The following is a 24,275-nucleotide window of genomic DNA, read 5'->3' on the forward strand; positions in this document are numbered from 1 at the left end:
CTCAACCAGTTTGCTCAACTTCACTACGTGAACACCAAAGCATTCGCCAAGCAAGGGCGTGAAATGTATGCCGAACCTATCCGCGAAGCGGCGGCACGAAGTGACGGAGACAATAGGCTTGTCCAAGGGCGCAAAAGTCCGACACACCCGAAAGTGGTTAGTATATCCAGCCGTGTGGGCAGGCTACGCAAGTCACAGCGCCGTGATATCGAGTTGGAAAGTACCGAGTCCCATTACAACCATGACCGCCTGTATGATCTCCCTAAGACACCTGCGGACAAGCGCTTATCTTCCGTTCGTTTGATGCACCGTGAATGGTCGGGCAGTTTCCGCATTTTGCACCACACCCAAACCAGACCGGGTGATGCACCAGACCCACAAAGCGGGGAGCGCTACACCGAAAAACTGACCCAACGAGCAGTAACCAAGATTTTCGAATCGGGTGCGTATGTTGCCGCTTGCGAAGAAGGGTTTACCACCTTCCTGACTTTAACTTTCACCCCTGAGCAACGTAATGCCATCTTTGGTGGTGAAACCACGCTTGGCCGTGAAGTCTCGCGCTTTCTTGATGGCATCAAAAAGATGTTCCAGCGTGGCTGGCAAGGCATTGATGCAGAGGGCGAACCGTTTGAACTCGATGGCATTGTCGAACCGTTCCATTACATATGGGTAGCAGAGTGTCCGGCCAATGAAGACGGCGAACCTAATCCACACGTTCACCTGATCATGAATTGGAAAGTGGATAAGCAATATTTTCGCGCCTGGTCCGAACGATTAGAAGGTATTTGGGGTAACGGGTTCGCCCATTTGGAGCGAATCCGCCAACCCAAAGCGGCGGGTTCATACATCATTAAAGCTGTTGGCTATGCCGCCAAAGGTGAGAACGCCGACCAAGGGTTAATCAAAGGCAACCGCTATAACATTGCCCGCTGCAGTCGTGCCCCCGGTTGGGATTGTTTGGCTAATTTCGAAGCCCATAACATGGCCGCAATCATTAAAGAGTGTGGCTATCGGTTGGAGCACTGGAAAAAGCCATTACAGCGCAGCCTTTACCGTTTGGATAAGCAAAAAGAACGCGCCATTAAGGCCAAAGCCATAGCGAAAAAAGCCCAACGACCCAAGGCCGCAATCCAAAAGCTCACCGCCTTAATTGCCCGGCTTGAAGGCCAACAACAAGCCATTAATAACCAAATCAAAGCGCGTGGCATTCACGCCAGTACCAAGAACCGTTTCTGTATGTCATTCGAAGGCGAACAGGCCGAAAACAAAGCCTATGATTTTCTGCTTTGGGCAGCAGGGGCCCGAGGATGGTCCATGCAATCCAAAGATGATGATCCCGATTACCACCAAAACGTTTCCGAAGCCCGAGCAATAGCCCAACAAGAATACGGCCAACAGTACCAACGCTTTTTGCTTAAACAGGCATATTGGGAATCAGTCTTGAATGACCCGCTTGCTCCAAACAGGGAAGAACCCACCGAACTCGATGTGTCAGCCGCTAAAGCTGATCTCGAATGGTACCAAAGTCAGCAACTAGCCGCGTAAAGGACGCTATCAAATGGATGAACTGAACCAAATCACAGACCAACTCAAAGATGAAGTAACCAAGGCGGCGAAAAACCCGTTCGCGGGCAAAGTGATGTCACCGCTCCGTTTGGTGCTGGTCTGGATGCAAGGCGTAAACAACAAACTCATGGAATTAGAGCAAAGGGGGAAGCATGGCTGAATCAATGCCCGTTCGTGCATCGGCCAACAAGGTCGAAGGGGTCAATCGGTGTGAGTGCGGCAATGTCCGTACCATCCACCGGGCAAGGGGAAAACGTTCTAAGTATCTGTATGCGATTTGTGACGACTGCGGTACAAACCAGCAAACCGGAAAGTATTGGCAGTCACGGTTTGAGCTGCATTACCCAACGATTGAAGCGTTACACCAAGCCGAACAAACCGCGCCAGTAGTGGCATCGGAACCCGAAGCCAAGCCGAACGTTGAACCGGAATTAACCGAGCTGGATACCGAATTAACAGCTGAAAGCATGGATATAGCAACTGATATGGAACCGCAACCAAGCCAAACCGAGGCCGAACATGAAACCCAACCTGATGCGAAACCTTCCGGTTGGAAGTCAGTCATAGCGGGCGTGGTGCTTGGTGCTTTAACTGGCGGGATGATTGCCCGCTTTTAACCTAAACAAACCGAGAGAGTCGATATGGAAACCGAACAACTAGCCGCCAATGATGACGAGCTGAATAGCAATGAAGGGATTCAAAGCCATAACGAGCAAGATGAAAAAGACTTCATCAATGGGTTGGGTGATGATTTTGATCCAACGGTTGCCGATACCAAAGAGCAGCAACAGGAAATAGAAATCCAAGCCTATAGTGCAGCAGTGTTTATGGGCTTAATGACTATCGAACAAGTTATGAAAACCATGGTGCACCATAACTTTGAATTTAATCCACAACAAGTAGAAAACGTCGCACTTAAAATTGCACCACTTATGGTGAAATACAACGGCAATCCGCCACCATGGTTAGCTAAATACATGGATGAAATCATGGCTGTTGCAGCGATTGGTATGCTCGGACTGACTAGCTATATGCAGGTTCGCAGTCTGAAACTGGAAGATGTTGAATTGGCTAAAAAGGCCAAGCAAGCCACTAATGATGACCAGCAGCAGGAGGCCGCTTGAAACTACAACCTATCAACCAAAATAATGCGCTGAGTAATCATCATGTCTATGTGGTTGGTATGTCTGGCTGCGGGAAAACCTCCGCAGCCAAAAAGCTGTTTATTAAGCCGACAGACCAAGTCGCTATCTTTGACCCACTTGGTGATTACGAAGGGCTATTGGCCGGGCGTAAGGTTCGCAGCTATGCCACATTGAAAGCCTTTGCCGCCGCTTTGATTGCTGGCCGAAAAACCAACCAAGGCTTTAAGATCGCTTACTACCCAAACCACGAAACCACCGAGGAGGATTTCGATAAGTTTTGCATGGTGGTGTGGGGCATGGGGAACGGTAAGCACAAGAAACCACTAAAGGTGATCTGCGAAGAAGTGGCTGAGCATACCAGCACCGCAGGCAAGGCGACAGGCTACCACGGCAAGATATTGAGGCTAGGGCGCAAGTTTGGCCTTCACACCATCAACATGTTCCAGCGCGGGCAAGAAGTATCGAAAACCATCATTGATAACTGCCAGTTCGCTTGTGTCATGATGCAAAAGGCTGATGATAGTGCGAGGTACTTGCAGCAGAAGACTGGGATACCGGCTAGTGAGATCATTAAGCTAAACGTGCTTGAGTATGTTTTGCAGGATGGGAAAAAATGGAAAAAAAGTAAAATACAGTGGTAACAGCAGTCAAAATTGAGACCAAATCGCTATTAAGCTCCTCATCAAATAATAATGATAGTGGTAAAGGGGATAGCCATAGGTTGAATAATTAAACATATCAAACAGCGAGATCATGATAACTTGACTATATTCAAAATTTTTTAGTTTTTTCTATGTGATAGTGTAGAAATGATATTGAGTTATTCAATATATCAAGCTGTTAGCCGTTCTAATCATTCGCTCGGAATTTTGAGACAAAATAATGAACAATAAACCATGGGAAAGAAGACTAAAAGATCTTGCTCACTTGCTGAATACGTGTGCAACAACGTACTTTGATCCAGAGCTATTTCGATTGAACTTGAATCAATTTCTTCAAACCTCCCGTACAGTTACATTTATCATACAAAAAAATAAGCGAGGAATAGCTGGTTACGATGATTGGTACCCATCTAATGTTGTTGAAAAGTGGCGAAGTGACCCCCTTATGACTTGGGCAAAAAACTCGAGGAATACCATCGAGAAACAAGGGGATCTAGAAATGTATAGTACTGCTAAAGCAACCCTACTGTTTTCTTATGTTGAAGAGCAAGATATCGAAATTACAGCAAAAGAAGAGTTACTTGCTATTAGTGTTAAGAAATTAGTAAGGCTAGCCCAAAAGAAACTTCCATCAGGAGTAACTGATGCAGCTGTTATTAAATCTGAAAGGCGTTGGGTTGCAAATACGTTAAAAGAATATGAACTTCTAAATGCCTTAACCCTCATATACGCTCGTATGTACGATTGTTGTAAATCTTTAGGTGAGCATATTGGCAGTCCGATTAGTCGTAAAATAGCTTCGCCAACATCTTTTGACTCAATACGGGAAGAAGTAAGGCATGTTAGCTATTTAAAACTGAGAAATTTCACAGAAGGAAAGCTATCACATAGTTCCGTGTCTTACGATAGCGAGAGTATACCTGAAACAATCAAAGAGCGTGCTAGATCCGTTGGAACAACAGAGCCTATCAATTCTACAGAAGGTTTGGTTGATTTATATTCAAAAATGGCTGAGTCAACGTTTTTGGCAGACGGATATCATATTCCTATTCTGATGTTTTTCGATAGCAATCACAAAGTTATTGATCTGTTAAGTACGAGCTTTGATGACCAAGCGGACAAGTATATTTTTTGGAGATTTGCCGCTGACCGTGCACAGGTATTAAATGCTTATGGGTTTGTTTGGATTTCTGAGCTTTGGGTTAGGAGTACCAAGCTTGGCATTCGAAAAGCTATTCATCAGATGCCTATTGAAGAGGAAAAGCTCCAAGTAATCGGCATCGATTCTAGTAATTTTCAAAAAAGTAATTCTTGGAAAGTAAATCGTGAAAATGAGGATTCAATGCCCACTCTAGCCTCTGCAGAGATTGATGACCCAAATCAAGGTCAAGCATTCTTTATGCGTCCAATTTTAAAGGCAATTGGTGGGGACATTAGTAGACTGAGCGGCATATAAAGGCGTTAAGACGGATTGCCTTGAGTTTCGTTTTTATGGCGCAATGGTCTAGGTTTGATGGTAGCGTTGCTCACCCCTTAGTTCGTTATTTTTAAAGCTAATCACATTTTTAAAAGCCCGCTAACCTATAGCCTTAGCGGGTTTTTTTACGCTTGCCTTAAAACCAAATCACTTGCTTTCCTGTTGGGGAACTTTTGTTAACCAACAGAGAGCAAACATCATGAGTGCAAAAACTAAGGGCTATGTGATCACAGGTGTGATCGCGCTATTTGTAGCTGGCGCGGTAGTCTGGGCATCGAACAACGTTGATGCCGTTGAAGACACAATTGGATAAGGGGAGCATTATGGAATTAGTGCAAACCCCATTCGCGCCACGTCCCAAAGAGCTAGACCCGGTTGAGGGTGTAGGTTGGGGCAACCGTGCGTCACTGCGTCTGGTATCTGGCCCGACTTATCACAGCATTGAACTGGTAACGGATATTACTGATCCCACCGACATCGAACGCGTTGAAGTGTCGTTGAATGGTTCGGCCAAAATCAATGTGACAGGCGAAACACTGGTTAAACTGCAAGCCCACCGCAAGAACTACGCCCAAGACGGGCGCTATGTCATTTCCTTTGGTGATGCCACGCTGCGCACCAAAATTGGTGTACGCCAAACCGATCTTGTCACCTTGGGTGGTGAAATTTGGTTTGTGTATATCACCCTCAAGTCAAAACCTGCCGGAACCACACCGCCAAGTGTTCGCGCCCGTGCCCATGTGCTGCCAGCACAATCGGTGCGTTACTACATGCCACGCATTTACGAACTAACTTGGTTTGCCTCGGCAACAGGCCGCACGCCGTTTGATTTTTCCGAGCGCAGTCCAGCACTGAACCTCAAGCGGATTCATTTCCTTGATAAGTCGGTTGATCGCGTTCGTGTACTGCGTGACAGCTTCGAAGAAATGAACGTGACTAAAGAAGATAACGCGTATGACTTGGCGCAAGCCAAGAAAGAGCAAAACCCTGAATGGTTCAGCCTCGATTTCATCCGTTATGGCTTTGGTGCTGATGGCATGTTGAATACGGCCGCCCGTAGCCAGTTGGCTTTTGAGCTGGATAAGTCAGAGGTTGGCAGCGTACCGGTGATCATCGAAGCCGTTGAACAGGTGAACGCATTGCCGACCAAGGGCTAAGGAGGCGCAATGAGTCTACTTGATTCGGTAGGTGAAACACTGGGTGGAATTTGGGATACCGCCAGCGATGGTGGCGAAGCCTGGTTAAATTCTTGGTTTGATAACGAGGCCAACAAAGTGGCCTCGGCAGCACCGGAAGAAAACCGCACGCCACAACATCAAGAGCCTGCGCAACAGCCAACGGGCCAACCGATATATTCCATGATGCCGGGCAATACCCCCATGATATTGATGGGTGGCAGTGTTGCGTTGTTGGCCTTGGTCATTCTGCTTAGGGGGAAATAATGCCATTTCTATTTTGGCCGCTACTGGCGGGAACCGTTGGTTTTGCCACTGGCATGTTTACCAGCGAGAAAGTCGGGCGCACGTTGCGCATCTTGGCGGCGGTGGTCATGGGGCTGTGGCTCTATGACATTGTGACAGGGAAGAAAGCATGATGAATATTCCCGGTCTAACCAATTCCGGCAGTATGCCAATTAACGCGGGCGGCGGTTCGGCGGGACCATCGGGTGTGCATAGCCAAAATGATTCGGCGTTGCGTGTCGGTGGGATCAGTATGGGCAGCAGTTCGCTGCCCAACTGGTTACTTGTTGGTATGGGTGCCGTTGCTTTGTGGTTTCTGATTAAAGGAGGCCGATGATGCACTTTCGATTAATTCGACCGTCAGCACCAGACTTTCACGCCCACTTGGAACAAATCAAACCCGCGTTTGCGGGTTCTGATACCCCCAAGGCGGAATTTGATGATGTGAAATCAATGGTCTGTGCCAAGGAAGCCAGTTTTTACCTGCTGACTGGCAAGGGGATCAAATTGTGGTTTATCAGCCGCATTCAAGATAACCGTTACCACATCATTGCAATGACCGGGAAAGGTTTGGTTGATGCCGCCAGCCATATTATCGAGCGCGTTGCCGAGTGTGGCTACTCGGCCATTTCTTATCATACCTACCGCAAAGGGATGCGCCGTATTTTGAGTACCTTTGGCTTTAAGCAGGTTGAACAACTCAGGGAGTTCAACGACACCAAGGAAACCGTCCATCAACTAGATATTGAGGGATCATAAGATGGGTAAAGCTTCTACGAGCAGCGCCAATAAAGTCGCGTCAACGAACAAGCCAACAAATACCAAGACAAGGCCAACAGCCAAAACACCGTCAGGGAGTAGCAGTGCTGAACGCCGTTCTCGTCGGTCAGGCAAGCAACCGTCACGCGTTACCGCTCGACCCACAAACGGTAAAGCTCGCCGTCCAACGCTGGCCGAAAACTTACAGGGTAAATCTGGCGGTAGTGCGAGCAGCGGAGCAAAAAACGCACAAGGAAACTTGGCAAGGCGTGAAAGTGTTTCGGAACTACGCACAACTAGCCAAAGCAAAGCTAGTCGTTTACGGAGGTCTTGATGGGTAAGGGAGGAAAGAGCAAAAGCTCAAGCACCACCACTAACACCAACACTAGCGGACAGAACGCCATCGACGGCGATAACCTTGGTGTATCAATTGCGGGCGTCAATGATTCCAATGTTAACGTTTCGATGACCATGACCGACCACGGCGCGATGCAACGGGCTTCTGATTTGTCAGAGCTGGCACTGCTCAGTAATGCCGATGTGACCGAAGAAGCCCTTTGGAGCATGGCCGATGTCAGTGAGGCCGCTTTGGAAATGGGAGAGCGGTCAGTCGATAAAGCCCTTGGCTTTGGACAGGACGCCATGGATGAAGCCATGAGTTTTGGCCGTGACTCGCTGGACGGAGCATTGTCATTCGGTAGTGAAGCCATGCAACTTAATGCCGAGTTGAGCAATAACGCGATTGATGAAGTCAGTCAGGCACACCATGAGAACCTGCAAATGATTGCGGGGCTGGCTGGCAACCAAGCCGCCCAAAACAGTGAGAGCTTATCAACACTGAAAGATTTGGCCGGGATGAAATCCGATGGCGGGCAAGTCGCCACCACCCGGCAAATGACCATTGTTGTTGGCTTGGTAATGACATTCATGGCGATCATGATGCTTGGAGGTAAACGATGAATTTTCACCAAATCATGCAACCGCGCCAGCGTTCGCAATTCCAAGCCGTGGGCGAGTTTCTGTATGTCGAGACGTGTACTGAATCGGTGTCGATTACTACCGAGCGCGGCGATTATCGCTTGAAACAAGGTGCCCAAATTATCGACCCGCAATTATCAGGCCGTGTGACCGTTGAAAACATGGGCGAGGCGGGAGCAGTCACGATCATCTGTGGCTTTGGTCGATATATCCCGCCGACAGACGGCCAGCAAGTGTCTGTTACTCAAATGCCAACCGTGACCCTGTCACCTAACCAACAGGTGAATATTGGTCAGTTGCCACAAGTAGCTTTGGTCGATGGGCAGGCGGTTGTAGTGTCTCAGCTACCCAAGGTTCAGCTTGAGGCTAATCAGTCAGTCGCAGTAACACAATTGCCCAAGGTTCAGCTGGAAGACAACCAGCAAGTGACCGTGTCACAACTGCCAGAAGTCTCTTTGGCTGATGGGCAGCAGGTTGTGGTTACAGAGCTACCAAGGGTGAAATTTGAGAGTGGTCAGGCGGTTAGGGTCTATGCAACAACGCCACTTTTAACCAAACCTGTGGGTGGTGACAGCATTTCAGCCCGCAAAGTGACCATTGAGGGCGGTATTTCATCAATAAATGCCGATACGTCACGCTGTCACATTTTAATAAAAGCAGACTTAGCAAACACTCAACCGATAGTCATTAACGAGGGTTGGGAGCTGGCCGCAGGTGAACAGCTCAAACTTGAAACCACCGCCGCCTTGAGTTTTTCAGGCGTTGACGGTGACACAATCCAAATTATCGAGATCACACGATGACAGAGAAAACATTAAAGGAACGTCTACCCGTAGGGAGCCCACGAAACAAAGTGGAATATTTGGCGGATGAGTTTGAGAGAACAGCTAATGAACTTTACAGCCTGTTAGAAAACAAAGCGATCAATCTTCTATCGAATCCGAATTTCAGTGAAGCGTTGCCATATTATAACCCTCACGGTAATACCATCAACTTTGCTACGGGTGAGAAACCTGACTTAAGCCGAGATCTTGAGTATGGCCGAGGCTCTGCATTGTTAGCACCTTATTGGGGAGTTGAACTTTCCCCAAATGAAGAGCAGCAGCATATCCAACATAGGTTACAAGGCAAAGATGATGAGCGATTCAAACCAAACATGCATCCTGAATGTGGTGGCTTGGCAATCCTTGCTAAAGACAGCACAACCTATCAAGTATTAAGCATGCCTGTAGGTGGTTCGGCTCACCGGGATGTAAAAGCACGCGTGTCATTAGTTAACTTGGTACCGGGCACAAAGATAACGGTAGGGCTTATGGGTTATCAATCCTTACGAAACCAAGCTAAAGCCACTGACTTTAACTTTCATGAGTTCGAAACCGCTGAGCACACTGATAACCATGTTTGGGATACACCGAAAACGTATGAGTTTGGACCATTCAACGTAAACCATAGTTGGGAAAGGCATGAGCCTGCGATGGTGTTCTATATCCGAATTGAAAACCCCACAGTTAAACATGCGTTGATTGAAAGCGCTCAATTATGGCACTCCCAAATACATGGTGAATCGCCAAAGAGCTTTGTGACAACACATACACCTAACTCATATCTGGACAGTACAGAGTTCAGGTTATTGGAGCATATGTACGATCACCCAACGGAGTTGCTGGATGATAATCAGGTCAAGTTTTCACGAACAGTACCTATTGATGCACCATCAGGCCTACTAAATCACATGATTTTTTCAGCAGGTGGAAACCCTGATTTCAAAGTAACCGCGATTGATGCAACTAGCGTAATAATACAGACCAGTGCGGAACGCTATCAGATGTATGTGGACAACCGAAATTTAGGTTTAGGCCGCTGCCAGTACAGCAAAATGCCAATAGGGCTTGGGTTCTACGAATGAAATGGCTGATAGCACTTGCCATGGTGCTGTTATGGCTTAACAGCCGCAAAGGGTTGGTTATTCCCAATAACCAGCCAAGCCAACCATCAAATAACACAGGGATGAATGAAGATATGACCACCGGAATGCCACGGGGTATTCGTAATAACAACCCACTGAATATCGAGTACAGCAAGCACAATAACTGGCGCGGCCAAGTGTCCAGTGATGGCCGATTTGTGATTTTTGAAGATGATAAATGGGGCTTCCGTGCGGCGGCCCGTATCTTGCGCAGCTACCAGAAACGCGGGATCACTAGCATCAATGACATTATCCACACATTCGCGCCGAGCCATGAAAACGATAGTGATCATTACGCCAACATGGTGGCGACTTGGACTGGATACGACAAGTACCAGGCACTTGATGCGACCAACGATAACACCGCCGCCGTGCTGATTCAGGCCATGGCCCGGATGGAAGTCGGCCGCCAATATCCAATTCAGGAAGTTATTGAAGGAGTGGCACTGGCATGACAGCGAAAAAAGCGGCGACCTCAGTCGCACTCAGCGTTACAGGCGTGATTATCGGTGCATACACACTCAAATTTCTACGTAAAAAAGGATGGTTATGATTGATTTGAAACGGGTGATTAACCTTGAAGAGACAAGCACCAAAACGGGTTTGATGTTACTAGGCAGTGCCGCCGTAGGTTTGTTGACTGGCAATAGCGAACTGGTTACTGTGACAATTGGTGAATCTGGTGCCCAATTGGGCGGCACAATTCCGGCCATTGCCGCTATGTTTATCGGCCTGTTTGACACGGTTCGCCGGGAAAAAGGCTAGGGGGCTTATGTGGGAGAGCTGCTTAAACTGTTTACCGAGCTGGGCGTTAATCCGCCCACGCTCATCATCTGCTATCTGTTATTCCGATCAGTTAAGGCCCATGAAGCTGTTTTAACCGAACTAAAAAAAATGATATCGCATCATGAAAAACGTATCTTAAAGCTGGAATGGCAGAATGACGAACAACGGTAGTTTTGATGAATTAAAGCCCGCAATCTTGCGGGCTTGTACTTTTTACTTTTTGGCGGCGTGCTTTGCCTGAACATTCCGATACTTTTTCTTTTTGTCTTTGCTGACAGTCTCATGCATCGGCTGTTGGAGTCGGCGGCCACCACGGAACGGCAACGGTGTGACGACATGTGAACGAACGGGCACATAGTCTAATTCGTAGAGTCGTTTTAACGCGTGGTATTCATCATAACGAAGTGACCAAGACATTAGCTCTTTGGGACTAAAGCGGCGGCCATCAGGTGTGACGATGACACAGTATTGCTCATCAATTCGAAATCCTTGCCAGCGGGTATCATCGGGAAGATAGCCACGGGCACGAATGATAAGTAATTTTTCAGCCATTGGATTAACGTCGATTTCTCCGGTTAACCAACGTTTGACGGTGATGGGACGAACGTGAAACCAAGCAGAAGCTTGAGCAATGTTGTCGAAATGACGCCAGAACAGCTTGACGAAGGATTGATGTAGCATGATGTGCCTCGCAAATTTATCGTTTATTAAAAGTTAATTCCGATTGATCAAACGCGAATCAATAGGCAGTACCGATAAAAACAGCCAACAAAGGAATATCGGCCATAACTCTACGTTTGCGAGAACAGGAAGCTAAACGAAATCTAACGTCATAAAAAGAAGCGCATCCTAAAATAACTAACTGTTTCCAAGGCATTTTGAATCTCCTAAAGTGGAAGTTTCTAGCTTGACTCATTAAGAGCAAGAACCTTACAAATCATGTTAATAAAACACCCTTCAGTGCGCATTATGTACCTTATGTTAAATAGGGTTGCTCTAAATATAGATATAAGCAGTTATGGCTATCTCTTGGTTTCCCCTACTTTTCTTTTGCTCGACAGCAATGCTTCGAAGCACTGTACAATTTAACAGTATTCGTTATTTACCATAAAATAGGTAATAAACACCTTTTTTTAAGTACTGCAGCAAATGGTCAGTTTGCCTGGTACTTCAAAACATGGTGTTTATTACTAGGCTTGATTTCATCAAGCCTAAACCCAAAACGCCGAGCTTATACAAGCTCGGCGTTTTAGTGCGTGTCTAGCATTCTTATTTCTTAGCTATCAGTAATTGATACTTTGCCAATACCTTATCAAGCTCCTTGGCAATGATCGGTTTGGCGATGAAGCCATTCATGCCGGCTTCAGAGTAAGCCTCCTGATCTGATTGCATGACGTTGGCCGTTAACGCAATGATTGGAATATCAGCGCCTCGGGCTCGCAACTCTTTCGTTGCACTGATTCCATCAAGTACTGGCATTGAAATATCCATCAAAATCATATCTAGCTTGTTCAGTCCGCTATCATCGATGTCTAAGACTTCTTGCCCATTGTTGACAATCATTACCTTATGGCCACGCTTTTCTAGCATGAGTTTCGCAACTAACTGATTCGTTGGACTGTCTTCTGCCACCAGGATATTGAGTTTTGGTAAATGCTCAACTTCAACAACCGGAATTTCGATTTCAGAGCCTTCAGCTTCTAGAGTGTCTAATGGCAAAATAACAGTAAAACAACTGCCAATACCCAGTTTACTTTGCAGTTGAATTTCACCTTGCATTTTTTTAATCAGATGCTGACTAATTGCTAAACCCAGTCCAGTACCACCATACTTTCGAGTAATACTGCCGTCGGCCTGTTTAAAAGGTTTAAACAATTGCTTCTGTGCTTCGGGTGAAATGCCAATCCCCGTATCAGTTATTTTCAGGTATAACTTGTTATGGCTTTGAGTTACATCTACAGAAACCGAACCTTCATTAGTGAACTTGATCGCGTTTCCAACAAGGTTAAACAACACCTGGGAGATTCGGTTTTTATCACCGATAATTTGCTCCGGAACTTCATCGTTGATATAACTGTAAAGCTTGATCCCTTTCTTTTGAGCTTGATCTTGCAACTGAGTAATAACTAAATCGATGCAGTCGAATAAGCACAGTCTGCTATTGAACAGTTCAAAGCTTGTTGATTCAATCCGTGACAAATCTAATATGTCGTTGATAATTGTCAGCAGTAACTGTGCAGATTGATCCATCTGGTTTATCCAGCCTTGCTGCTTTATATCTAATCCAGAATCACCTAGCATATCTAACAAACCTAGCACTGCATTTAATGGCGTCCGAATTTCGTGACTCATCATCGCTAGAAATTCAGATTTTGCCTTGTTGGCATCTTCAGCTTGCCGTTTTGCCTGCTTTATTTCTTCGATCTGTTGCTTTCTACTGGTTATGTCTTTTGCGGTACCTCGGTAACCCAACAGCTGACCTTGCTTATTAAAGTAAGGTGTCCCACTGAGACTAATCCAAAGTCCACCTTCATCTTCAGGCAATTGCCACTCGAGATCTTCAAATGCGACTTGATTTTCAAAGATCGCCTGTAACCGATCACGATATTTTACAGAAGCTCCAAATATGTCGAGGATACAATTACTATCAACGGTATGGTTAGTCAGATTTGATGATGATATATAAGTAAAGCGGTACTCAGGATCAACCTCCCAGAACCAATCACCGACTGTTTTCGCAAAATCTTTAAAGCGCTGCTGACTATGTGTAAGCTCTTGTGTGCGGGCTGTAACTAACGACTGCAAACGCTCACGGTAATCAATATCAATGATGGCCCTTTCTAACAGCGGCCGGAATCGTTCAAGCACCCTGCGGCAATTAGGGGTAAACTGCCCTTTTTCCGTATGGATAAATAGCAAGAGCGCGTCGCCAGAGCTGACCTTTACACCAGTAAGCAATACAGACTGACAGTACGATACCATTTCTGGTGAGAGCTCTTTAAATTCATAAACTTGGCTTGGGTCGTAAAGTACAATACTGTCGCCATTCAACGAACGGATAAACGTATTTCCAATAGGCCAAATACTTGATTCAAAAAAACGACAGGTTGTTACCAACTCTTGCAGCGGTGCAGTTTCGTCTTCGCGGGTTAATACCAGTGCATGCTCAAAACCGATATATTTTCGCAATACAGACAATAAGCTATTGAATACCTGCCGTTTGTTGTTAGCTCCGGCCATTGCAGCAATACCCGCTAAAATTGCTGTATTTTCATCCCGTAATTGTTTTTCCCGCTCTCGTGTTCGCAATAAATCAAGCAATGTTTCTTGGAGCTTTTCAGATTCATAATTTACCATTGCTTAATCCTTGTGAAACAAAACTGCTGAAATCATCAAGTTACCATGGGCATTTTCGCCCCCTACAAACTGTCCTTGTTCGCCAAATGTAAATGGAGCGACAAAAGGTGCTGTCTGCATCGCACTTTTGACGTACTGAGCAACTTCTTTCATACGATGTTGTACGCGGAGCATGCAACCTGCACAGTAAATAGTAATACCGCCGATCGGGTTAAGGCTTTCCTCGTTGGCATAAATGTTACTTGCTGCATTCACTACCCGTCCGGCGCGGGTAACTAAGCGCTCCTCGGTGCCTTGCATGAAGTACAGCGTCTCTCCTAACTCCACTTTAGCAAATAAGGTTATCCCGCCCCGATCAGTGGTTTTCAATGGGTGAGCTAATTTAAAATATGGTAGTTCATGAACAACACCGGCCACGCGACCAAGTGGGTTTAAGCTACTGTTATTTATTATATTTTCAGCTTCACTCATAGATAGGTTCATCCAGTTTTGATAAACCTCGATAGCTGGTTTTCCATCAAGTTCAATAAGCTCCCTGCCCTCGACTTTGGTTGCCTTGGCAAACTGACCAGTACTGGCATAGCCAGAATGGAACGAGTAGCTGATATGACAAGATGGATAAATGACACTTATCCCGACACCTTCTTGTGTGTTCTGCTCGTGCGTAAAAATGGACCAGTTGCCCTTTATATGATCATCGGCCGCACTCCCTCCGATGATTGGAACTGAAGTGCACAGTTCATCTTCAATTCCCTGAATGATTTCTTCTTCATATCCTGGGCTCGCATGAAGTACGATAAGTGCCGGTAACTCGCCAGAACGACCACTGTTAGCGATGGCTTTTAACAATGCTTGCCTTGCCATCTCATATTTTGAATGGTTTGTAGAAACAATGGCTGTTCCGTAAGCTCCATGAAAATCGGATATTGCCCAAAGTGCGACCCCTCGACCATGGTGGTATCCGCTTTCTGTCATCACTCCCTGACAAGATGTACACCCCAATACTTGTGCGTTTGGGAAGGCGACAATCAGCGCTTCCTGTAAAGTGACAACGTCATATTTCTCCGAAAAGTAAACAAGAATCAATTTGGGGTTAGCAAGCTTTGCTTGTAATTGTTCGATGGCCTCTTGAATGGCATCAGATGCTATTGCCTGTGAAGAAAAGCTTGTTGCGATATCCATGGGGAATTTATCTATAGATTATTTTGATTTGTAACGTTACCCAAGTAACTTTAAGTAAAACTGAGTGGAATACAAACCATTGAAGTTACGTACGCATATTCTTACATGCATCCCATGTAGTGTCTGCTTTTTTATTGTAATAAATTAAAGATCTGAACGTAATGACCGCTACTGATAAGTATACCCGAACAATTTGAAGTGACTGGGTATAGGATAGCATTTGTAGCGGTTGAATGATGAGGGAACGATGGAATACAAAGTGGTACTGGTAACAGGTGGCGCAAACGGTATTGGTAAGGGAATTGCGAATTACCTTTCAAAAAATATGCTGGTCATTGCCGTTGATATTAATGAGAATGCTGGATTCCAATTGGTTTCCGAAAATCCTCTCATTCGCTTTAAACAGCTTGATGTCACCAAAGAACAGCAAATTGTTACTTTAATTGAAGAGATAACATCGCAGCACGGAAGGCTTGATGCTGTTATTAATAATGCTGCTATTGCCACCCCTTATAACGCCCCTCTACACGAACTGGATATTCATGATTGGAATAAAGCGTTAGCCGTAAATTTAACGGCTCCTATGCTGATGGCAAAGCACACTTCACAATTACTTAAGAACACAAATGGCTGCATTGTAAATATTGCTTCTACCCGCGCACTACAGTCCGAATCAAATACCGAAGCTTATAGTGCAACTAAAGGTGGTATTGTTGCATTGACACATTCCTTAGCAACAAGCTTGAGTCCCTGTGTTCGAGTGAACTGTATCTCTCCGGGATGGATACATACTTCTGAGGAACAGTTAAGCGAAACCGATCACACACAACACCTCACCGGACGTGTCGGTAACATAACTGATATCGCCTCAATGGTGGCATATTTGCTCTCTGATGAGGCGGGATTTATTAACGGTCAAAATATTATCATTGATGGCGGTATGACAAAAAAAATGGTTTACAGCAAATAAATCCACCTTCCCACTTCCCCTCTGGAATACAATATCAGCTAACAATTATAGGATAATTACAGGGTTTAGTTAATAAAACCCTGTAATTGCAAATTAAATTATATAACCTATTTATTTTTAATTACTTTTTCGTTGTAAAAACAGCAATTATCTTTCTCTTTCCCTGATTGATATTTATTGCCCACTGCATTTCGTCGTGCATGCATTCAGGAACACTAAATCGGCCAACCCAACCCTCTGGCTTTTTCTCAAACGTGACCGGAATAATACCCATATACATGTTGACACCTTCAACCGTCGCTTCTGGCTTAACATCTATGTTATGAATTTGTATCTCGATAATCTGATTTGCTACAGCTGGATAAGGCGATAAAGAGAGTTTTAACGATTTATTGCTCTGAGTATTAATACATTTTTCTGCTGTTAGCTCGCAGGTTTCTGCATTTATACTTCCACCCTCACTTTCGTCATAGGTAACTGTTCTCCATACGAATGCAGTGACCAATACGGTCATAAGAAATATAATTTGGATAAATCTGCCTTTAGTCAGCTTTTCTGCAGCCATGATTTTACGTGCTTCCCATGTTACAGAGGTCAAAGTTTTCACATAAATGTTGCTTAACCGTAAACATCCTGTGGGCTTGACCCTGTCAATTATTGGTTATCTAAAGTAGTATAAGGCACTGAAAATGCCACTTTTACAACAAAATAGCAATTTAATTACTGGGGGATTTAAAAAAGCAAACCTGTAATTATTGAAGCTTTGGGTGGCATTGCGACAACTTGTTGTTCGCACAAGGAAAAGAGTGTAGTTGAACAATTAAAATTGGAAGCATGCAACATGAGCCAAGTAAAGCAGCTTGAACAAAACTACAACTATACGGTCGTTCGTCAATTCACCTTGGTTACCATACTTTGGGGAATTGTCGGAATGGGCGTTGGTGTATTGATTGCCGCTCAGCTGGTATGGCCGGCACTAAACTTCGACCTTCCTTGGTTGACATACAGCCGTTTACGACCATTGCACACTAATGCAGTGATTTTCGCATTCGGTACCAGTGCACTATTCGCTACGTCTTACTACGTAGTGCAGCGCACATGTCAAGCAAGACTGTTTGGTGGAAAATTAGCGTCGTTTACCTTCTGGGGTTGGCAAGCTATCATTCTATCCGCGGCAATTACACTGCCGTTAGGGTGGACTTCCGGTAAAGAATACGCAGAGCTGGAATGGCCGATTGATATCGCCATTGCTGTTGTCTGGGTTTCCTATGCCATCGTTTTCTTCGGTACTATGATTAAAAGAAACACGTCGCATATCTATGTGGCGAACTGGTTCTTTGGTGCCTTCATCCTAACCGTTGCTGTTCTGCATATTGTTAACAGTATGGCTATCCCAGTATCAATGAGTAAGTCGTATTCGGTTTATTCTGGTGCTGTCGATGCCATGATTCAATGGTGGTACGGACACAATGCGGTTGGTTTCCTGCTTACTGCAGGTTTCTTGGGGATGATGTATTACTTTGTACCTAAACAAGCCGGCCGGCCTGTTTATTCATACCGTCTGTCTATTGTTCACTTCTGGGCATTAGTTTCTCTTTACATCTGGGCAGGGCCTCACCACCTACATTACACCGCTCTTCCTGACTGGACTCAGTCTCTGGGAATGGTGATGTCACTGGTTCTATTCGCTCCATCTTGGGGGGGGATGATCAACGGTATCATGACGCTATCTGGTGCATGGCACAAACTTCGCTATGACCCTATTTTGCGCTTCTTGGTTGTATCACTGTCGTTCTACGGCATGTCAACTTTTGAAGGCCCAATGATGTCGATTAAGACTGTTAACGCCCTATCACACTATACAGATTGGACAATCGGCCATGTACACTCTGGTGCGTTAGGCTGGGTAGCAATGGTATCTATTGGTGCGGTTTACCACTTAATCCCTAAATTGTTCGACCAAGAACGTATGTACTCAATTAAATTGATTAACGTACATTTCTGGCTAGCAACAATCGGTACAGTTCTGTATATCGTGGCAATGTGGATTTCTGGTGTGATGCAGGGGCTGATGTGGCGTGCGGTTAACACCGACGGTACGCTCACTTACAGCTTTGTTGAGTCGCTACAGGCTTCTTACCCATTCTACTTCGTTCGTTTTGTAGGCGGTGCAATCTTCTTGGCGGGTATGTTCTTAATGGCATACAACGCATACAAGACAATTCTTGCACCAAAAGAAAGCCTGAAAGCCACAGAGCAACCAGCATAAGGAACACCGACAATGGCTAATAATCGTCATGAAATTGTAGAAAAAAATGTCGGCCTTCTTGCGATCCTCATTGTGATTGCTATCAGTTTCGGCGCCCTGGTGGAAATTACCCCACTGCTGTACCAAGACCAAACAACCGAGCCGGTTGAAAACCTTCGTCCGTATACGGCATTGGAAATGGAAGGCCGTGATGTGTATATCCGTGAAGGATGTAACGTTTGTCATAGCCAGATGATCCGCCCATTCCGTTCTGAGACTGAGCGCTATGGCCACTATTCTGTAGCCGGTGAAAGCGTGTGGGAACACCCGTTCCTATGGGGTTCAAAACGTACTGGTCCTGATCTCGCTCGCGTAGGCGGCCGTTATTCTGATGACTGGCACCGTGTTCACCTTCGTGATCCTCGTGCGGTTGTTCCTGAGTCCAACATGCCAGGTTTCCCTTGGTTGGAAGAAAACGTGCTTGATGGCAAATTGACATCGAAAAAGCTCGGTATTTTTAAAAATCAATTTGGTGTTCCGTACACTGATGAACAAGTGGCAAACGCTGGTGAAGAAGTGAAAGGCAAGACTGAGATGGATGCGCTCATTGCCTATCTCCAGTCACTCGGTCACGCAATGAAATAAGGGGGTACCATGGATATCGGAACCATTCATAGCATATGGACATTAATTCTGTTCGGTAGCTTTATTGGTATTGTCCTTTGGGCTTACAGTAAACGCCAAAAATCTCGCTTCGATGAAGCTGCGAACCTCGTTTTCGCAGACGAAGAAAAAGATATGGCAACGCGTGAGAATGACAGGAGTTAGAAAACATGACTACGTTTTGGAGTCTATGGATAACAATCATCACGCTGGGTACCCTAACCGGTATTGCTGCCCTATTGATTTGGTGTAGCAAGGATAAAATGGGTGTTGAAGAAGGTGAGGATATGGGGCACGAATACGATGGTATTCGTGAGATCAACAACCCACTGCCTAAATGGTGGTCCTACATGTTCTGGGGCACCATTATTTTCGGCCTGCTCTACCTATTCCTTTTCCCTGGATTAGGTAACTACAAAGGCTTCTTGGGCTGGCAGAGTTCAGATCAAACCGTGCGTTCTATCGAGGAATCCAAGTTGGCGATTGCCAATGCCCAGAAAGAGCAACGTTTGAACCAGTATGCAAAAGAGTTGGATGATGCCCAAGCACGTTTTGGCGAAACATTCAAAACCCTAGCATACGATGCTTCTGGCACCACTCTGCTTCCAATTACTCAGATCGCTGAAAATGAAGAAGCTATTAAGGTCGGTCAACGCTTGTTTTTGCAGAACTGCGCACAGTGCCACGGCTCTGATGCCCGTGGTCAGCTTGGTTACCCTAACCTAACTGATAATGCTTGGTTATACGGCGGTGAAGCTGAAACTATCAAGACGACACTCATGGAAGGTCGCCAAGGTGTAATGCCCGGTTGGAGTGAGACGCTTGGTAAAGATGGCATCACTGAGGTTACCAGTTACGTACTTAGCCTGTCCGGCCGAAGTGTGAACGCTAAAGAAGCAGCGGCTGGTAAACAAAAGTTTGTTGTATGTGCGGCATGTCATGGTACGGATGGTAAAGGTAACCCAGCATTTGGTGCACCGGATCTGACGGACAATACGTGGCTATATGGCGGTTCTCGTCGTGCGGTAGAGGCAACTATTGCACACGGTCGCCAAGGCGTGATGCCAGCGTGGAAAGATATTCTGGGAGAAGAAAAAGTTCAGGTTATCTCGGCTTATGTCTGGAACCTAAGCGACGACACATCAGAATAACAAATCAGCCAACACTCAGTTACAATTTGTTCATTGATTTCGTACAAATATCTGAGACTTAACGACTAGCCCCTGTTATCTTCAGGGGCTAAATCCCTCTAAGTAACATAGGTATTCAATATGGGTAAACCTTGGTATAAGCAGTTCTGGCCATGGTTCGTTTTTGCCATCCCTGCTACTTCAATTGTCTATAGCCTGACAGCTGTGTATATCTTTTCTCAAAATAAAGTCGATCTCGTCGCTGAAGATTATTACAAAAAAGGTAAGGCAATTAACCTAGACCTATCACGCCTTCGAGTAGCCGATGCCTTGAACTTGAAAGCTCAAGTTGCCGTTAATGACAGTGATATCAATGTTTTTTTCAATAAAGGTGATCTAGATAACTATCCAAATTTGCGTGTGACATTCACACACCGTACTCTAGCTAATAAAGATTTTACTCAAATGGTGAGCGCCGATCTTTCAGGGACTTATCGCTTTGAATCTCCAGCGATTTTAGATGGTCCATGGTTTGTCGAGTTAGAACCATTTGATGGAGACTGGATGTTACAAGGACGTGTGAACTTGCCATCATCCGACCCGATTTCGCTGTACGGGCAGATTTAGGAATGACGAAAGACTGTTACCACTGCGGCGATCCTGTTCCACAGGGTTGCCAGCATCATGTAGAAATACTTGGCAAAATACGTGACATGTGCTGCCCTGGCTGTGAAGCGGTAGCACAAACCATTGTGGATAGTGGCCTCACCTCTTATTACGAATACCGCACGGCACCGGCGGAAAAAGCCGACTTGGTACCGCAACAGCTGCAATCACTCCTACTTTATGATCATGATGAAATTCAACAGGAGTTCGTTCGTGATAACGAAAATAGTAAAGAAGCGTCACTGTCACTCGATGGGGTTTCTTGTGCGGCCTGTGCTTGGCTAATCGAGAAGCAAGTTAAACGCGAACCAGGTGTGGTTTCTATCAGGGTCAATACGACTACTCACCGAGCCCTATTAGCTTGGGATCCTGAAAGCGTAAAGCTCAGCCACCTTTTAAGTGTTATCCATCGTTTAGGCTACAAAGCCGCCCCTTTTGAAGCGGATGCTCAAGAGCAACAATACCACCGCACCATGAAAGGTTACCTATATCGACTTGGCATTGCGGGTATTGCGACCATGCAAGTCATGATGCTAGCCGTCGCACTGTATTTTGAGATCTTCGGTGACTTAGATGCCGAGTTCAAAAACTACCTCCGCTGGGTAAGTTTAATTTTCGCCACTCCCGTTTTACTCTACTCTGCCCTGCCGTTTTATCTCAACGCCTGGCGTAATCTTCGGGCAAGAACACTAGGTATGGATGTCCCTGTCTCTATTGCCTTGCTGTTTGCCTATGTTGCTAGCCTCTATGCAACTGTGATGGAAAAAGGCGAGGTGTTCTTTGAATCAATTTCGATGTTCACTTTCTTCTTGCTGCTCGGTCGCTTTCTCGAAATGAGGGCACGCCGACAGGCTGCTGCTGCCAGCGCCAACCTACTCAAGTTGGTACCCGCAATGGCAACATTGGATGATGGTTCACAAATTGCGGCTAAGACACTAAAAGCTGGTGACGTTGTCACTGTACTACCAGGTGAAAGCCTTCCGGCCGATGGCGAAATAGTAAAAGGCCAAACGGCAATTGATGAGTCCATGTTAACCGGTGAATCCATGCCGGTTACAAAAGCGACTGGCGATATGGTTTACGCAGGTACTATAAATGGCGACAGCCACATTACCTTGAAGGTCACCAAAGATCGCCAAAACTCTTTGATATCTAACATTGTCCGACTGCAAGACGAAGCACAGAGCTCAAAACCGAAGGTTGCTGAAGTTGCTGATATTGTCGCCCGCTATTTTGTTGCTGGTATTTTGATTATCTCTGCGGCAACTTGGCTGTACTGGCATCAACACCGTCCAGAGGATGCCCTTTGGATCACGCTTGCCGTCTTGGTTGCGACTTGCCCTTGTGCCCTCTCCCTTGCTACGCCAACGGCACTGACATGCTCAACCTCAAGCCTCGGACGTCTAGGCATTTTGTTACGCCGTGGCCATGTGCTTGAAACATTATGCAATGTGAATCAACTCGTTATTGATAAAACAGGCACGCTTACCGAAGGCAATATCAGGCTGGTTAACACACAGACCTTCAACAACCATTCACAAGAACAAGCTTTGCAAATGGCGGCGGAACTCGAACGCTTTGCGAATCACCCCATCGCACGGGCATTCTCCGTGTACCGTGATGAGACACCACGGTTTGATGAGGTAGACAATGTTATTGGCAGCGGTCTTAAAGGCTCTATTGATGACCAAGAATGGCGGATTGGCAAAGTCGACTTTGTATTAGAAACCAACCCGAAAAAGGACCAGTTGCTTGCATCATGTGATAACCACTATCAAGTTTGGCTAAGCTGTAATAGTGAGCTTGTGGCGAGCTTTATGTTGGATGACCCTATCCGAGAGGATAGCCCTGAACTAATTAAACAGTTTCAGGCAGAAGGTATTCAAGTCACTATGCTAACCGGTGACCATTCAGCATCAGCACAAGTGGTAGCCGATAAACTAGGCGTTGATAACCTTAGAGCAGGAGCCTCTCCTGAAGGCAAATTGGAATACCTTAGAAGCTTAAGCAAAGACAAAGTAGCCTTGATGATCGGTGATGGTGTTAACGATGCCCCCGTACTGGCGGGTGCACACCTTTCTGTTGCTATGGGCGGCGGAACGGATATAGCCAAGTCATCGGCTGATATGGTATTGCTGGGTGATCAACTATCCCGCATTTTACGTGCCAGAAAGCTAGCCCAGAAAACACGAAAAATTATTCGTGAGAATCTGGCTTGGGCACTGGGATACAACTTGATCATTCTACCGCTGGCGGTGGCAGGCTTTGTTGCCCCTTACATTGCGGTTGTGGGTATGTCAGGCAGTTCTATTATCGTTGTTTCAAATTCCTTAAGGTTATTAAAAGAAAATGGCTAGTCTTTACTTATTAATACCTATTGCGATTGTATTTGTGTGCATCGCTGTCGGGATTTTCCTCTGGGCAGTTCGTACTGAACAGTTCGAAGATCTTGAGCGCCAAGGCTACGATATTCTTTTCGATGAAGATGAGTCAAAGCCGACCGAAAGCAAGATTAAGCAGTCTGAAAATGAAATAAGTGATAGCCATGATAACCGCTGATTTTTATGCAGCCTTCGTTATAGGTTTGATGGGGGCTGGCCACTGTTTAGGGATGTGTGGAGGCGTATCTGCCGCTCTGACTCTTGGTATTCAAGGTAATCAACAATCTTCCCGCTGGCCGTATTTAGTGTTATATAATCTGGGTCGAATCGCATCGTACATGATTGCCGGCGCGATAATAGGCAGCGCTTTTGCAAATCTAGCAAGCTATAGCGGACAAGTGACAGCTTTAGCCACTTTACGCTTTCTTGCTGCTACGATGATGATTTTACTCGCATTATACATCGGTCAATGGTGGCATGGTGTCAGTAAAATTGAAGTCATTGGTGAAGGCTTATGGCGTTACCTCTCACCGGCCGCAAAAAAACTGTTACCTTTACGTAGCCCTTTTGCCGCGATTCCCTTTGGAATGATCTGGGGGTGGCTACCTTGTGGTTTAGTGTATTCCACTTTGAGCTGGGCGGCGGTTGCAGGGAGCGCTACCTCGGGTGCAAGTGTGATGCTTGCATTCGGTTTGGGCACGCTACCTGCCATGCTAGCAGTGGGCTCAATGGCAAACCAGTTACAAAAATGGCTTAAGAACCTTTATTTTAAAAGAGCGAGTGCCTTGCTGTTATTGGCCTACGGGGTTCATACTGGTTATATCGCAATCAAACAAATAATGTAGGCTTTTTTAATACTCGTCATAATGATTCATATTA

General features: G+C 45.8%; 30 protein-coding genes. 25 read left to right on the top strand and 5 right to left on the bottom strand.

Features of this window, described 5'->3' with window-relative positions; genetic code table 11:
• From ACVA53_RS21695 to ACVA53_RS21745, 11 genes are all read left to right on the top strand, one after another.
• A partial coding sequence (locus tag ACVA53_RS21695) for a rolling circle replication-associated protein (RefSeq protein WP_446506230.1) occupies positions 1-1,545 on the top strand: 1,545 nt, incomplete at its 5' end.
• Between the two features lie 13 nt (positions 1,546-1,558).
• A complete protein-coding gene (locus ACVA53_RS21700) occupies positions 1,559-1,726 on the top strand; it encodes a hypothetical protein (protein WP_446505039.1) in 168 nt (55 codons plus the stop codon).
• A complete protein-coding gene (locus ACVA53_RS21705) occupies positions 1,719-2,183 on the top strand; it encodes a hypothetical protein (RefSeq protein WP_446506231.1) in 465 nt (154 codons plus the stop codon). The genes ACVA53_RS21700 and ACVA53_RS21705 overlap by 8 nt, the downstream gene beginning before the upstream one ends.
• Positions 2,184-2,207: 24 nt before the next feature.
• Positions 2,208-2,690 carry a hypothetical protein gene (locus ACVA53_RS21710; protein WP_446506232.1) on the top strand — a complete coding sequence of 161 codons (483 nt, stop codon included), beginning with the start codon at positions 2,208-2,210 and terminating at the stop codon, positions 2,688-2,690.
• A gap of 59 nt (positions 2,691-2,749) precedes the next feature.
• On the top strand, positions 2,750-3,352 hold the full coding sequence (locus ACVA53_RS21715) for an ATP-binding protein (RefSeq protein ID WP_446506253.1): 603 nt from the start codon (positions 2,750-2,752) through the stop codon (positions 3,350-3,352).
• Positions 3,353-3,593: 241 nt separating this feature from the next.
• Entirely contained in the window at positions 3,594-4,829 is a 1,236-nt protein-coding gene (locus ACVA53_RS21720; protein ID WP_446506233.1) for a hypothetical protein, read from the top strand.
• 344 nt (positions 4,830-5,173) lie between these two features.
• Positions 5,174-6,007, top strand: coding sequence for a major capsid protein P2 (locus tag ACVA53_RS21725; RefSeq protein ID WP_446506234.1), 834 nt, complete (start codon positions 5,174-5,176; stop codon positions 6,005-6,007).
• 9 nt (positions 6,008-6,016) lie between these two features.
• On the top strand, positions 6,017-6,292 hold the full coding sequence (locus tag ACVA53_RS21730; protein ID WP_446506235.1) for a hypothetical protein: 276 nt from the start codon (positions 6,017-6,019) through the stop codon (positions 6,290-6,292).
• Complete coding sequence (locus tag ACVA53_RS21735) at positions 6,292-6,444, top strand: hypothetical protein (protein WP_446506236.1); 153 nt, start codon at positions 6,292-6,294, stop codon at positions 6,442-6,444. Before ACVA53_RS21730 ends, ACVA53_RS21735 begins: the two co-directional genes overlap by 1 nt.
• Positions 6,441-6,647 carry a hypothetical protein gene (locus tag ACVA53_RS21740; RefSeq protein WP_446505046.1) on the top strand — a complete coding sequence of 69 codons (207 nt, stop codon included), beginning with the start codon at positions 6,441-6,443 and terminating at the stop codon, positions 6,645-6,647. The genes ACVA53_RS21735 and ACVA53_RS21740 overlap by 4 nt, the downstream gene beginning before the upstream one ends.
• Positions 6,644-7,069, top strand: a complete 426-nt coding sequence (locus tag ACVA53_RS21745; RefSeq protein WP_446506237.1) for a hypothetical protein — start codon at positions 6,644-6,646, stop codon at positions 7,067-7,069. The genes ACVA53_RS21740 and ACVA53_RS21745 overlap by 4 nt, the downstream gene beginning before the upstream one ends.
• On the opposite strand, the gene ACVA53_RS21750 is transcribed toward ACVA53_RS21745, so the two are convergent.
• Positions 7,064-7,363, bottom strand: a complete 300-nt coding sequence (locus tag ACVA53_RS21750) for a hypothetical protein (protein WP_446506238.1) — start codon at positions 7,361-7,363, stop codon at positions 7,064-7,066. The genes ACVA53_RS21745 and ACVA53_RS21750 overlap by 6 nt on opposite strands.
• 39 nt (positions 7,364-7,402) lie before the next feature.
• Here ACVA53_RS21750 and ACVA53_RS21755 point away from each other — a divergent pair, with 39 nt between their 5' ends.
• From ACVA53_RS21755 to ACVA53_RS21775, 5 genes are all read left to right on the top strand, one after another.
• On the top strand, positions 7,403-8,029 hold the full coding sequence (locus ACVA53_RS21755) for a chemotaxis protein (protein ID WP_446506239.1): 627 nt from the start codon (positions 7,403-7,405) through the stop codon (positions 8,027-8,029).
• Positions 8,026-8,850 (top strand): hypothetical protein, encoded by an 825-nt coding sequence (locus tag ACVA53_RS21760; RefSeq protein ID WP_446506240.1) that lies wholly within the window; start codon positions 8,026-8,028, stop codon positions 8,848-8,850. The genes ACVA53_RS21755 and ACVA53_RS21760 overlap by 4 nt, the downstream gene beginning before the upstream one ends.
• Complete coding sequence (locus ACVA53_RS21765; protein WP_446506241.1) at positions 8,847-9,953, top strand: hypothetical protein; 1,107 nt, start codon at positions 8,847-8,849, stop codon at positions 9,951-9,953. Before ACVA53_RS21760 ends, ACVA53_RS21765 begins: the two co-directional genes overlap by 4 nt.
• Positions 9,950-10,468: a virion protein gene (locus ACVA53_RS21770; protein WP_446506242.1), complete on the top strand. Its 519-nt coding sequence runs from the start codon at positions 9,950-9,952 to the stop codon at positions 10,466-10,468. The genes ACVA53_RS21765 and ACVA53_RS21770 overlap by 4 nt, the downstream gene beginning before the upstream one ends.
• Positions 10,469-10,562: 94 nt before the next feature.
• On the top strand, positions 10,563-10,778 hold the full coding sequence (locus ACVA53_RS21775; RefSeq protein ID WP_107347990.1) for a hypothetical protein: 216 nt from the start codon (positions 10,563-10,565) through the stop codon (positions 10,776-10,778).
• A gap of 234 nt (positions 10,779-11,012) precedes the next feature.
• Here the strand turns inward: ACVA53_RS21775 and ACVA53_RS21780 are convergent, their stop codons facing one another.
• The 3 genes from ACVA53_RS21780 to ACVA53_RS21790 form a co-directional block, all read right to left on the bottom strand.
• Positions 11,013-11,480, bottom strand: a complete 468-nt coding sequence (locus ACVA53_RS21780) for a phage protein (protein ID WP_446506243.1) — start codon at positions 11,478-11,480, stop codon at positions 11,013-11,015.
• Between the two features lie 588 nt (positions 11,481-12,068).
• On the bottom strand, positions 12,069-14,156 hold the full coding sequence (locus ACVA53_RS21785; RefSeq protein WP_255043975.1) for a PAS domain-containing hybrid sensor histidine kinase/response regulator: 2,088 nt from the start codon (positions 14,154-14,156) through the stop codon (positions 12,069-12,071).
• Positions 14,157-14,159: 3 nt separating this feature from the next.
• Entirely contained in the window at positions 14,160-15,338 is a 1,179-nt protein-coding gene (locus ACVA53_RS21790; RefSeq protein ID WP_446506244.1) for an FIST signal transduction protein, read from the bottom strand.
• 247 nt (positions 15,339-15,585) lie between these two features.
• On the opposite strand from ACVA53_RS21790, the gene ACVA53_RS21795 reads away from it, so the two are divergent.
• Positions 15,586-16,308, top strand: a complete 723-nt coding sequence (locus ACVA53_RS21795; protein ID WP_446506245.1) for an SDR family oxidoreductase — start codon at positions 15,586-15,588, stop codon at positions 16,306-16,308.
• 121 nt (positions 16,309-16,429) lie between these two features.
• On the opposite strand, the gene ACVA53_RS21800 is transcribed toward ACVA53_RS21795, so the two are convergent.
• Positions 16,430-16,915 carry a hypothetical protein gene (locus ACVA53_RS21800; protein WP_446506246.1) on the bottom strand — a complete coding sequence of 162 codons (486 nt, stop codon included), beginning with the start codon at positions 16,913-16,915 and terminating at the stop codon, positions 16,430-16,432.
• Between the two features lie 234 nt (positions 16,916-17,149).
• On the opposite strand from ACVA53_RS21800, the gene ccoN reads away from it, so the two are divergent.
• From ccoN to ACVA53_RS21840, 8 genes are all read left to right on the top strand, one after another.
• Positions 17,150-18,577, top strand: coding sequence for a cytochrome-c oxidase, cbb3-type subunit I (ccoN, locus tag ACVA53_RS21805; protein ID WP_255043980.1), 1,428 nt, complete (start codon positions 17,150-17,152; stop codon positions 18,575-18,577).
• 12 nt (positions 18,578-18,589) lie between these two features.
• Positions 18,590-19,201, top strand: coding sequence for a cytochrome-c oxidase, cbb3-type subunit II (ccoO, locus tag ACVA53_RS21810; protein WP_255043981.1), 612 nt, complete (start codon positions 18,590-18,592; stop codon positions 19,199-19,201).
• A gap of 9 nt (positions 19,202-19,210) precedes the next feature.
• Positions 19,211-19,384, top strand: a complete 174-nt coding sequence (locus ACVA53_RS21815) for a cbb3-type cytochrome oxidase subunit 3 (protein WP_255043982.1) — start codon at positions 19,211-19,213, stop codon at positions 19,382-19,384.
• 5 nt (positions 19,385-19,389) lie between these two features.
• Positions 19,390-20,370, top strand: a complete 981-nt coding sequence (gene ccoP, locus ACVA53_RS21820) for a cytochrome-c oxidase, cbb3-type subunit III (RefSeq protein ID WP_446506247.1) — start codon at positions 19,390-19,392, stop codon at positions 20,368-20,370.
• Between the two features lie 120 nt (positions 20,371-20,490).
• Positions 20,491-20,976, top strand: a complete 486-nt coding sequence (locus ACVA53_RS21825) for a FixH family protein (RefSeq protein ID WP_446506248.1) — start codon at positions 20,491-20,493, stop codon at positions 20,974-20,976.
• Between the two features lie 2 nt (positions 20,977-20,978).
• Positions 20,979-23,372 (top strand): heavy metal translocating P-type ATPase, encoded by a 2,394-nt coding sequence (locus tag ACVA53_RS21830; RefSeq protein WP_446506249.1) that lies wholly within the window; start codon positions 20,979-20,981, stop codon positions 23,370-23,372.
• On the top strand, positions 23,365-23,574 hold the full coding sequence (gene ccoS / locus ACVA53_RS21835) for a cbb3-type cytochrome oxidase assembly protein CcoS (protein WP_255043986.1): 210 nt from the start codon (positions 23,365-23,367) through the stop codon (positions 23,572-23,574). Before ACVA53_RS21830 ends, ccoS begins: the two co-directional genes overlap by 8 nt.
• Complete coding sequence (locus tag ACVA53_RS21840) at positions 23,564-24,241, top strand: sulfite exporter TauE/SafE family protein (RefSeq protein ID WP_446506254.1); 678 nt, start codon at positions 23,564-23,566, stop codon at positions 24,239-24,241. The genes ccoS and ACVA53_RS21840 overlap by 11 nt, the downstream gene beginning before the upstream one ends.
• Positions 24,242-24,275: the final 34 nt, after the last annotated feature.

The organism is Photobacterium sp. DNB23_23_1 (assembly GCF_052873815.1).

What these genes read in the sequence shown, in the direction of transcription:
- ACVA53_RS21700 (WP_446505039.1), top strand. Translation starts at nt 1,559, where the DNA reads ATGGATGAACTGAACCAAATCACAGACCAACTCAAAGATGAAGTAACC.
- ACVA53_RS21705 (WP_446506231.1), top strand. Translation starts at nt 1,719, where the DNA reads ATGGCTGAATCAATGCCCGTTCGTGCATCGGCCAACAAGGTCGAAGGG.
- ACVA53_RS21710 (WP_446506232.1), top strand. Translation starts at nt 2,208, where the DNA reads ATGGAAACCGAACAACTAGCCGCCAATGATGACGAGCTGAATAGCAAT.
- ACVA53_RS21715 (WP_446506253.1), top strand. Translation starts at nt 2,750, where the DNA reads ATGTCTGGCTGCGGGAAAACCTCCGCAGCCAAAAAGCTGTTTATTAAG.
- ACVA53_RS21720 (WP_446506233.1), top strand. Translation starts at nt 3,594, where the DNA reads ATGAACAATAAACCATGGGAAAGAAGACTAAAAGATCTTGCTCACTTG.
- ACVA53_RS21725 (WP_446506234.1), top strand. Translation starts at nt 5,174, where the DNA reads ATGGAATTAGTGCAAACCCCATTCGCGCCACGTCCCAAAGAGCTAGAC.
- ACVA53_RS21730 (WP_446506235.1), top strand. Translation starts at nt 6,017, where the DNA reads ATGAGTCTACTTGATTCGGTAGGTGAAACACTGGGTGGAATTTGGGAT.
- ACVA53_RS21735 (WP_446506236.1), top strand. Translation starts at nt 6,292, where the DNA reads ATGCCATTTCTATTTTGGCCGCTACTGGCGGGAACCGTTGGTTTTGCC.
- ACVA53_RS21740 (WP_446505046.1), top strand. Translation starts at nt 6,441, where the DNA reads ATGATGAATATTCCCGGTCTAACCAATTCCGGCAGTATGCCAATTAAC.
- ACVA53_RS21745 (WP_446506237.1), top strand. Translation starts at nt 6,644, where the DNA reads ATGATGCACTTTCGATTAATTCGACCGTCAGCACCAGACTTTCACGCC.
- ACVA53_RS21755 (WP_446506239.1), top strand. Translation starts at nt 7,403, where the DNA reads ATGGGTAAGGGAGGAAAGAGCAAAAGCTCAAGCACCACCACTAACACC.
- ACVA53_RS21760 (WP_446506240.1), top strand. Translation starts at nt 8,026, where the DNA reads ATGAATTTTCACCAAATCATGCAACCGCGCCAGCGTTCGCAATTCCAA.
- ACVA53_RS21765 (WP_446506241.1), top strand. Translation starts at nt 8,847, where the DNA reads ATGACAGAGAAAACATTAAAGGAACGTCTACCCGTAGGGAGCCCACGA.
- ACVA53_RS21770 (WP_446506242.1), top strand. Translation starts at nt 9,950, where the DNA reads ATGAAATGGCTGATAGCACTTGCCATGGTGCTGTTATGGCTTAACAGC.
- ACVA53_RS21775 (WP_107347990.1), top strand. Translation starts at nt 10,563, where the DNA reads ATGATTGATTTGAAACGGGTGATTAACCTTGAAGAGACAAGCACCAAA.
- ACVA53_RS21780 (WP_446506243.1), bottom strand. Translation starts at nt 11,480, where the DNA reads ATGCTACATCAATCCTTCGTCAAGCTGTTCTGGCGTCATTTCGACAAC.
- ACVA53_RS21785 (WP_255043975.1), bottom strand. Translation starts at nt 14,156, where the DNA reads ATGGTAAATTATGAATCTGAAAAGCTCCAAGAAACATTGCTTGATTTA.
- ACVA53_RS21790 (WP_446506244.1), bottom strand. Translation starts at nt 15,338, where the DNA reads ATGGATATCGCAACAAGCTTTTCTTCACAGGCAATAGCATCTGATGCC.
- ACVA53_RS21795 (WP_446506245.1), top strand. Translation starts at nt 15,586, where the DNA reads ATGGAATACAAAGTGGTACTGGTAACAGGTGGCGCAAACGGTATTGGT.
- ccoN (WP_255043980.1), top strand. Translation starts at nt 17,150, where the DNA reads ATGAGCCAAGTAAAGCAGCTTGAACAAAACTACAACTATACGGTCGTT.
- ccoO (WP_255043981.1), top strand. Translation starts at nt 18,590, where the DNA reads ATGGCTAATAATCGTCATGAAATTGTAGAAAAAAATGTCGGCCTTCTT.
- ACVA53_RS21815 (WP_255043982.1), top strand. Translation starts at nt 19,211, where the DNA reads ATGGATATCGGAACCATTCATAGCATATGGACATTAATTCTGTTCGGT.
- ccoP (WP_446506247.1), top strand. Translation starts at nt 19,390, where the DNA reads ATGACTACGTTTTGGAGTCTATGGATAACAATCATCACGCTGGGTACC.
- ACVA53_RS21825 (WP_446506248.1), top strand. Translation starts at nt 20,491, where the DNA reads ATGGGTAAACCTTGGTATAAGCAGTTCTGGCCATGGTTCGTTTTTGCC.
- ACVA53_RS21830 (WP_446506249.1), top strand. Translation starts at nt 20,979, where the DNA reads ATGACGAAAGACTGTTACCACTGCGGCGATCCTGTTCCACAGGGTTGC.
- ccoS (WP_255043986.1), top strand. Translation starts at nt 23,365, where the DNA reads ATGGCTAGTCTTTACTTATTAATACCTATTGCGATTGTATTTGTGTGC.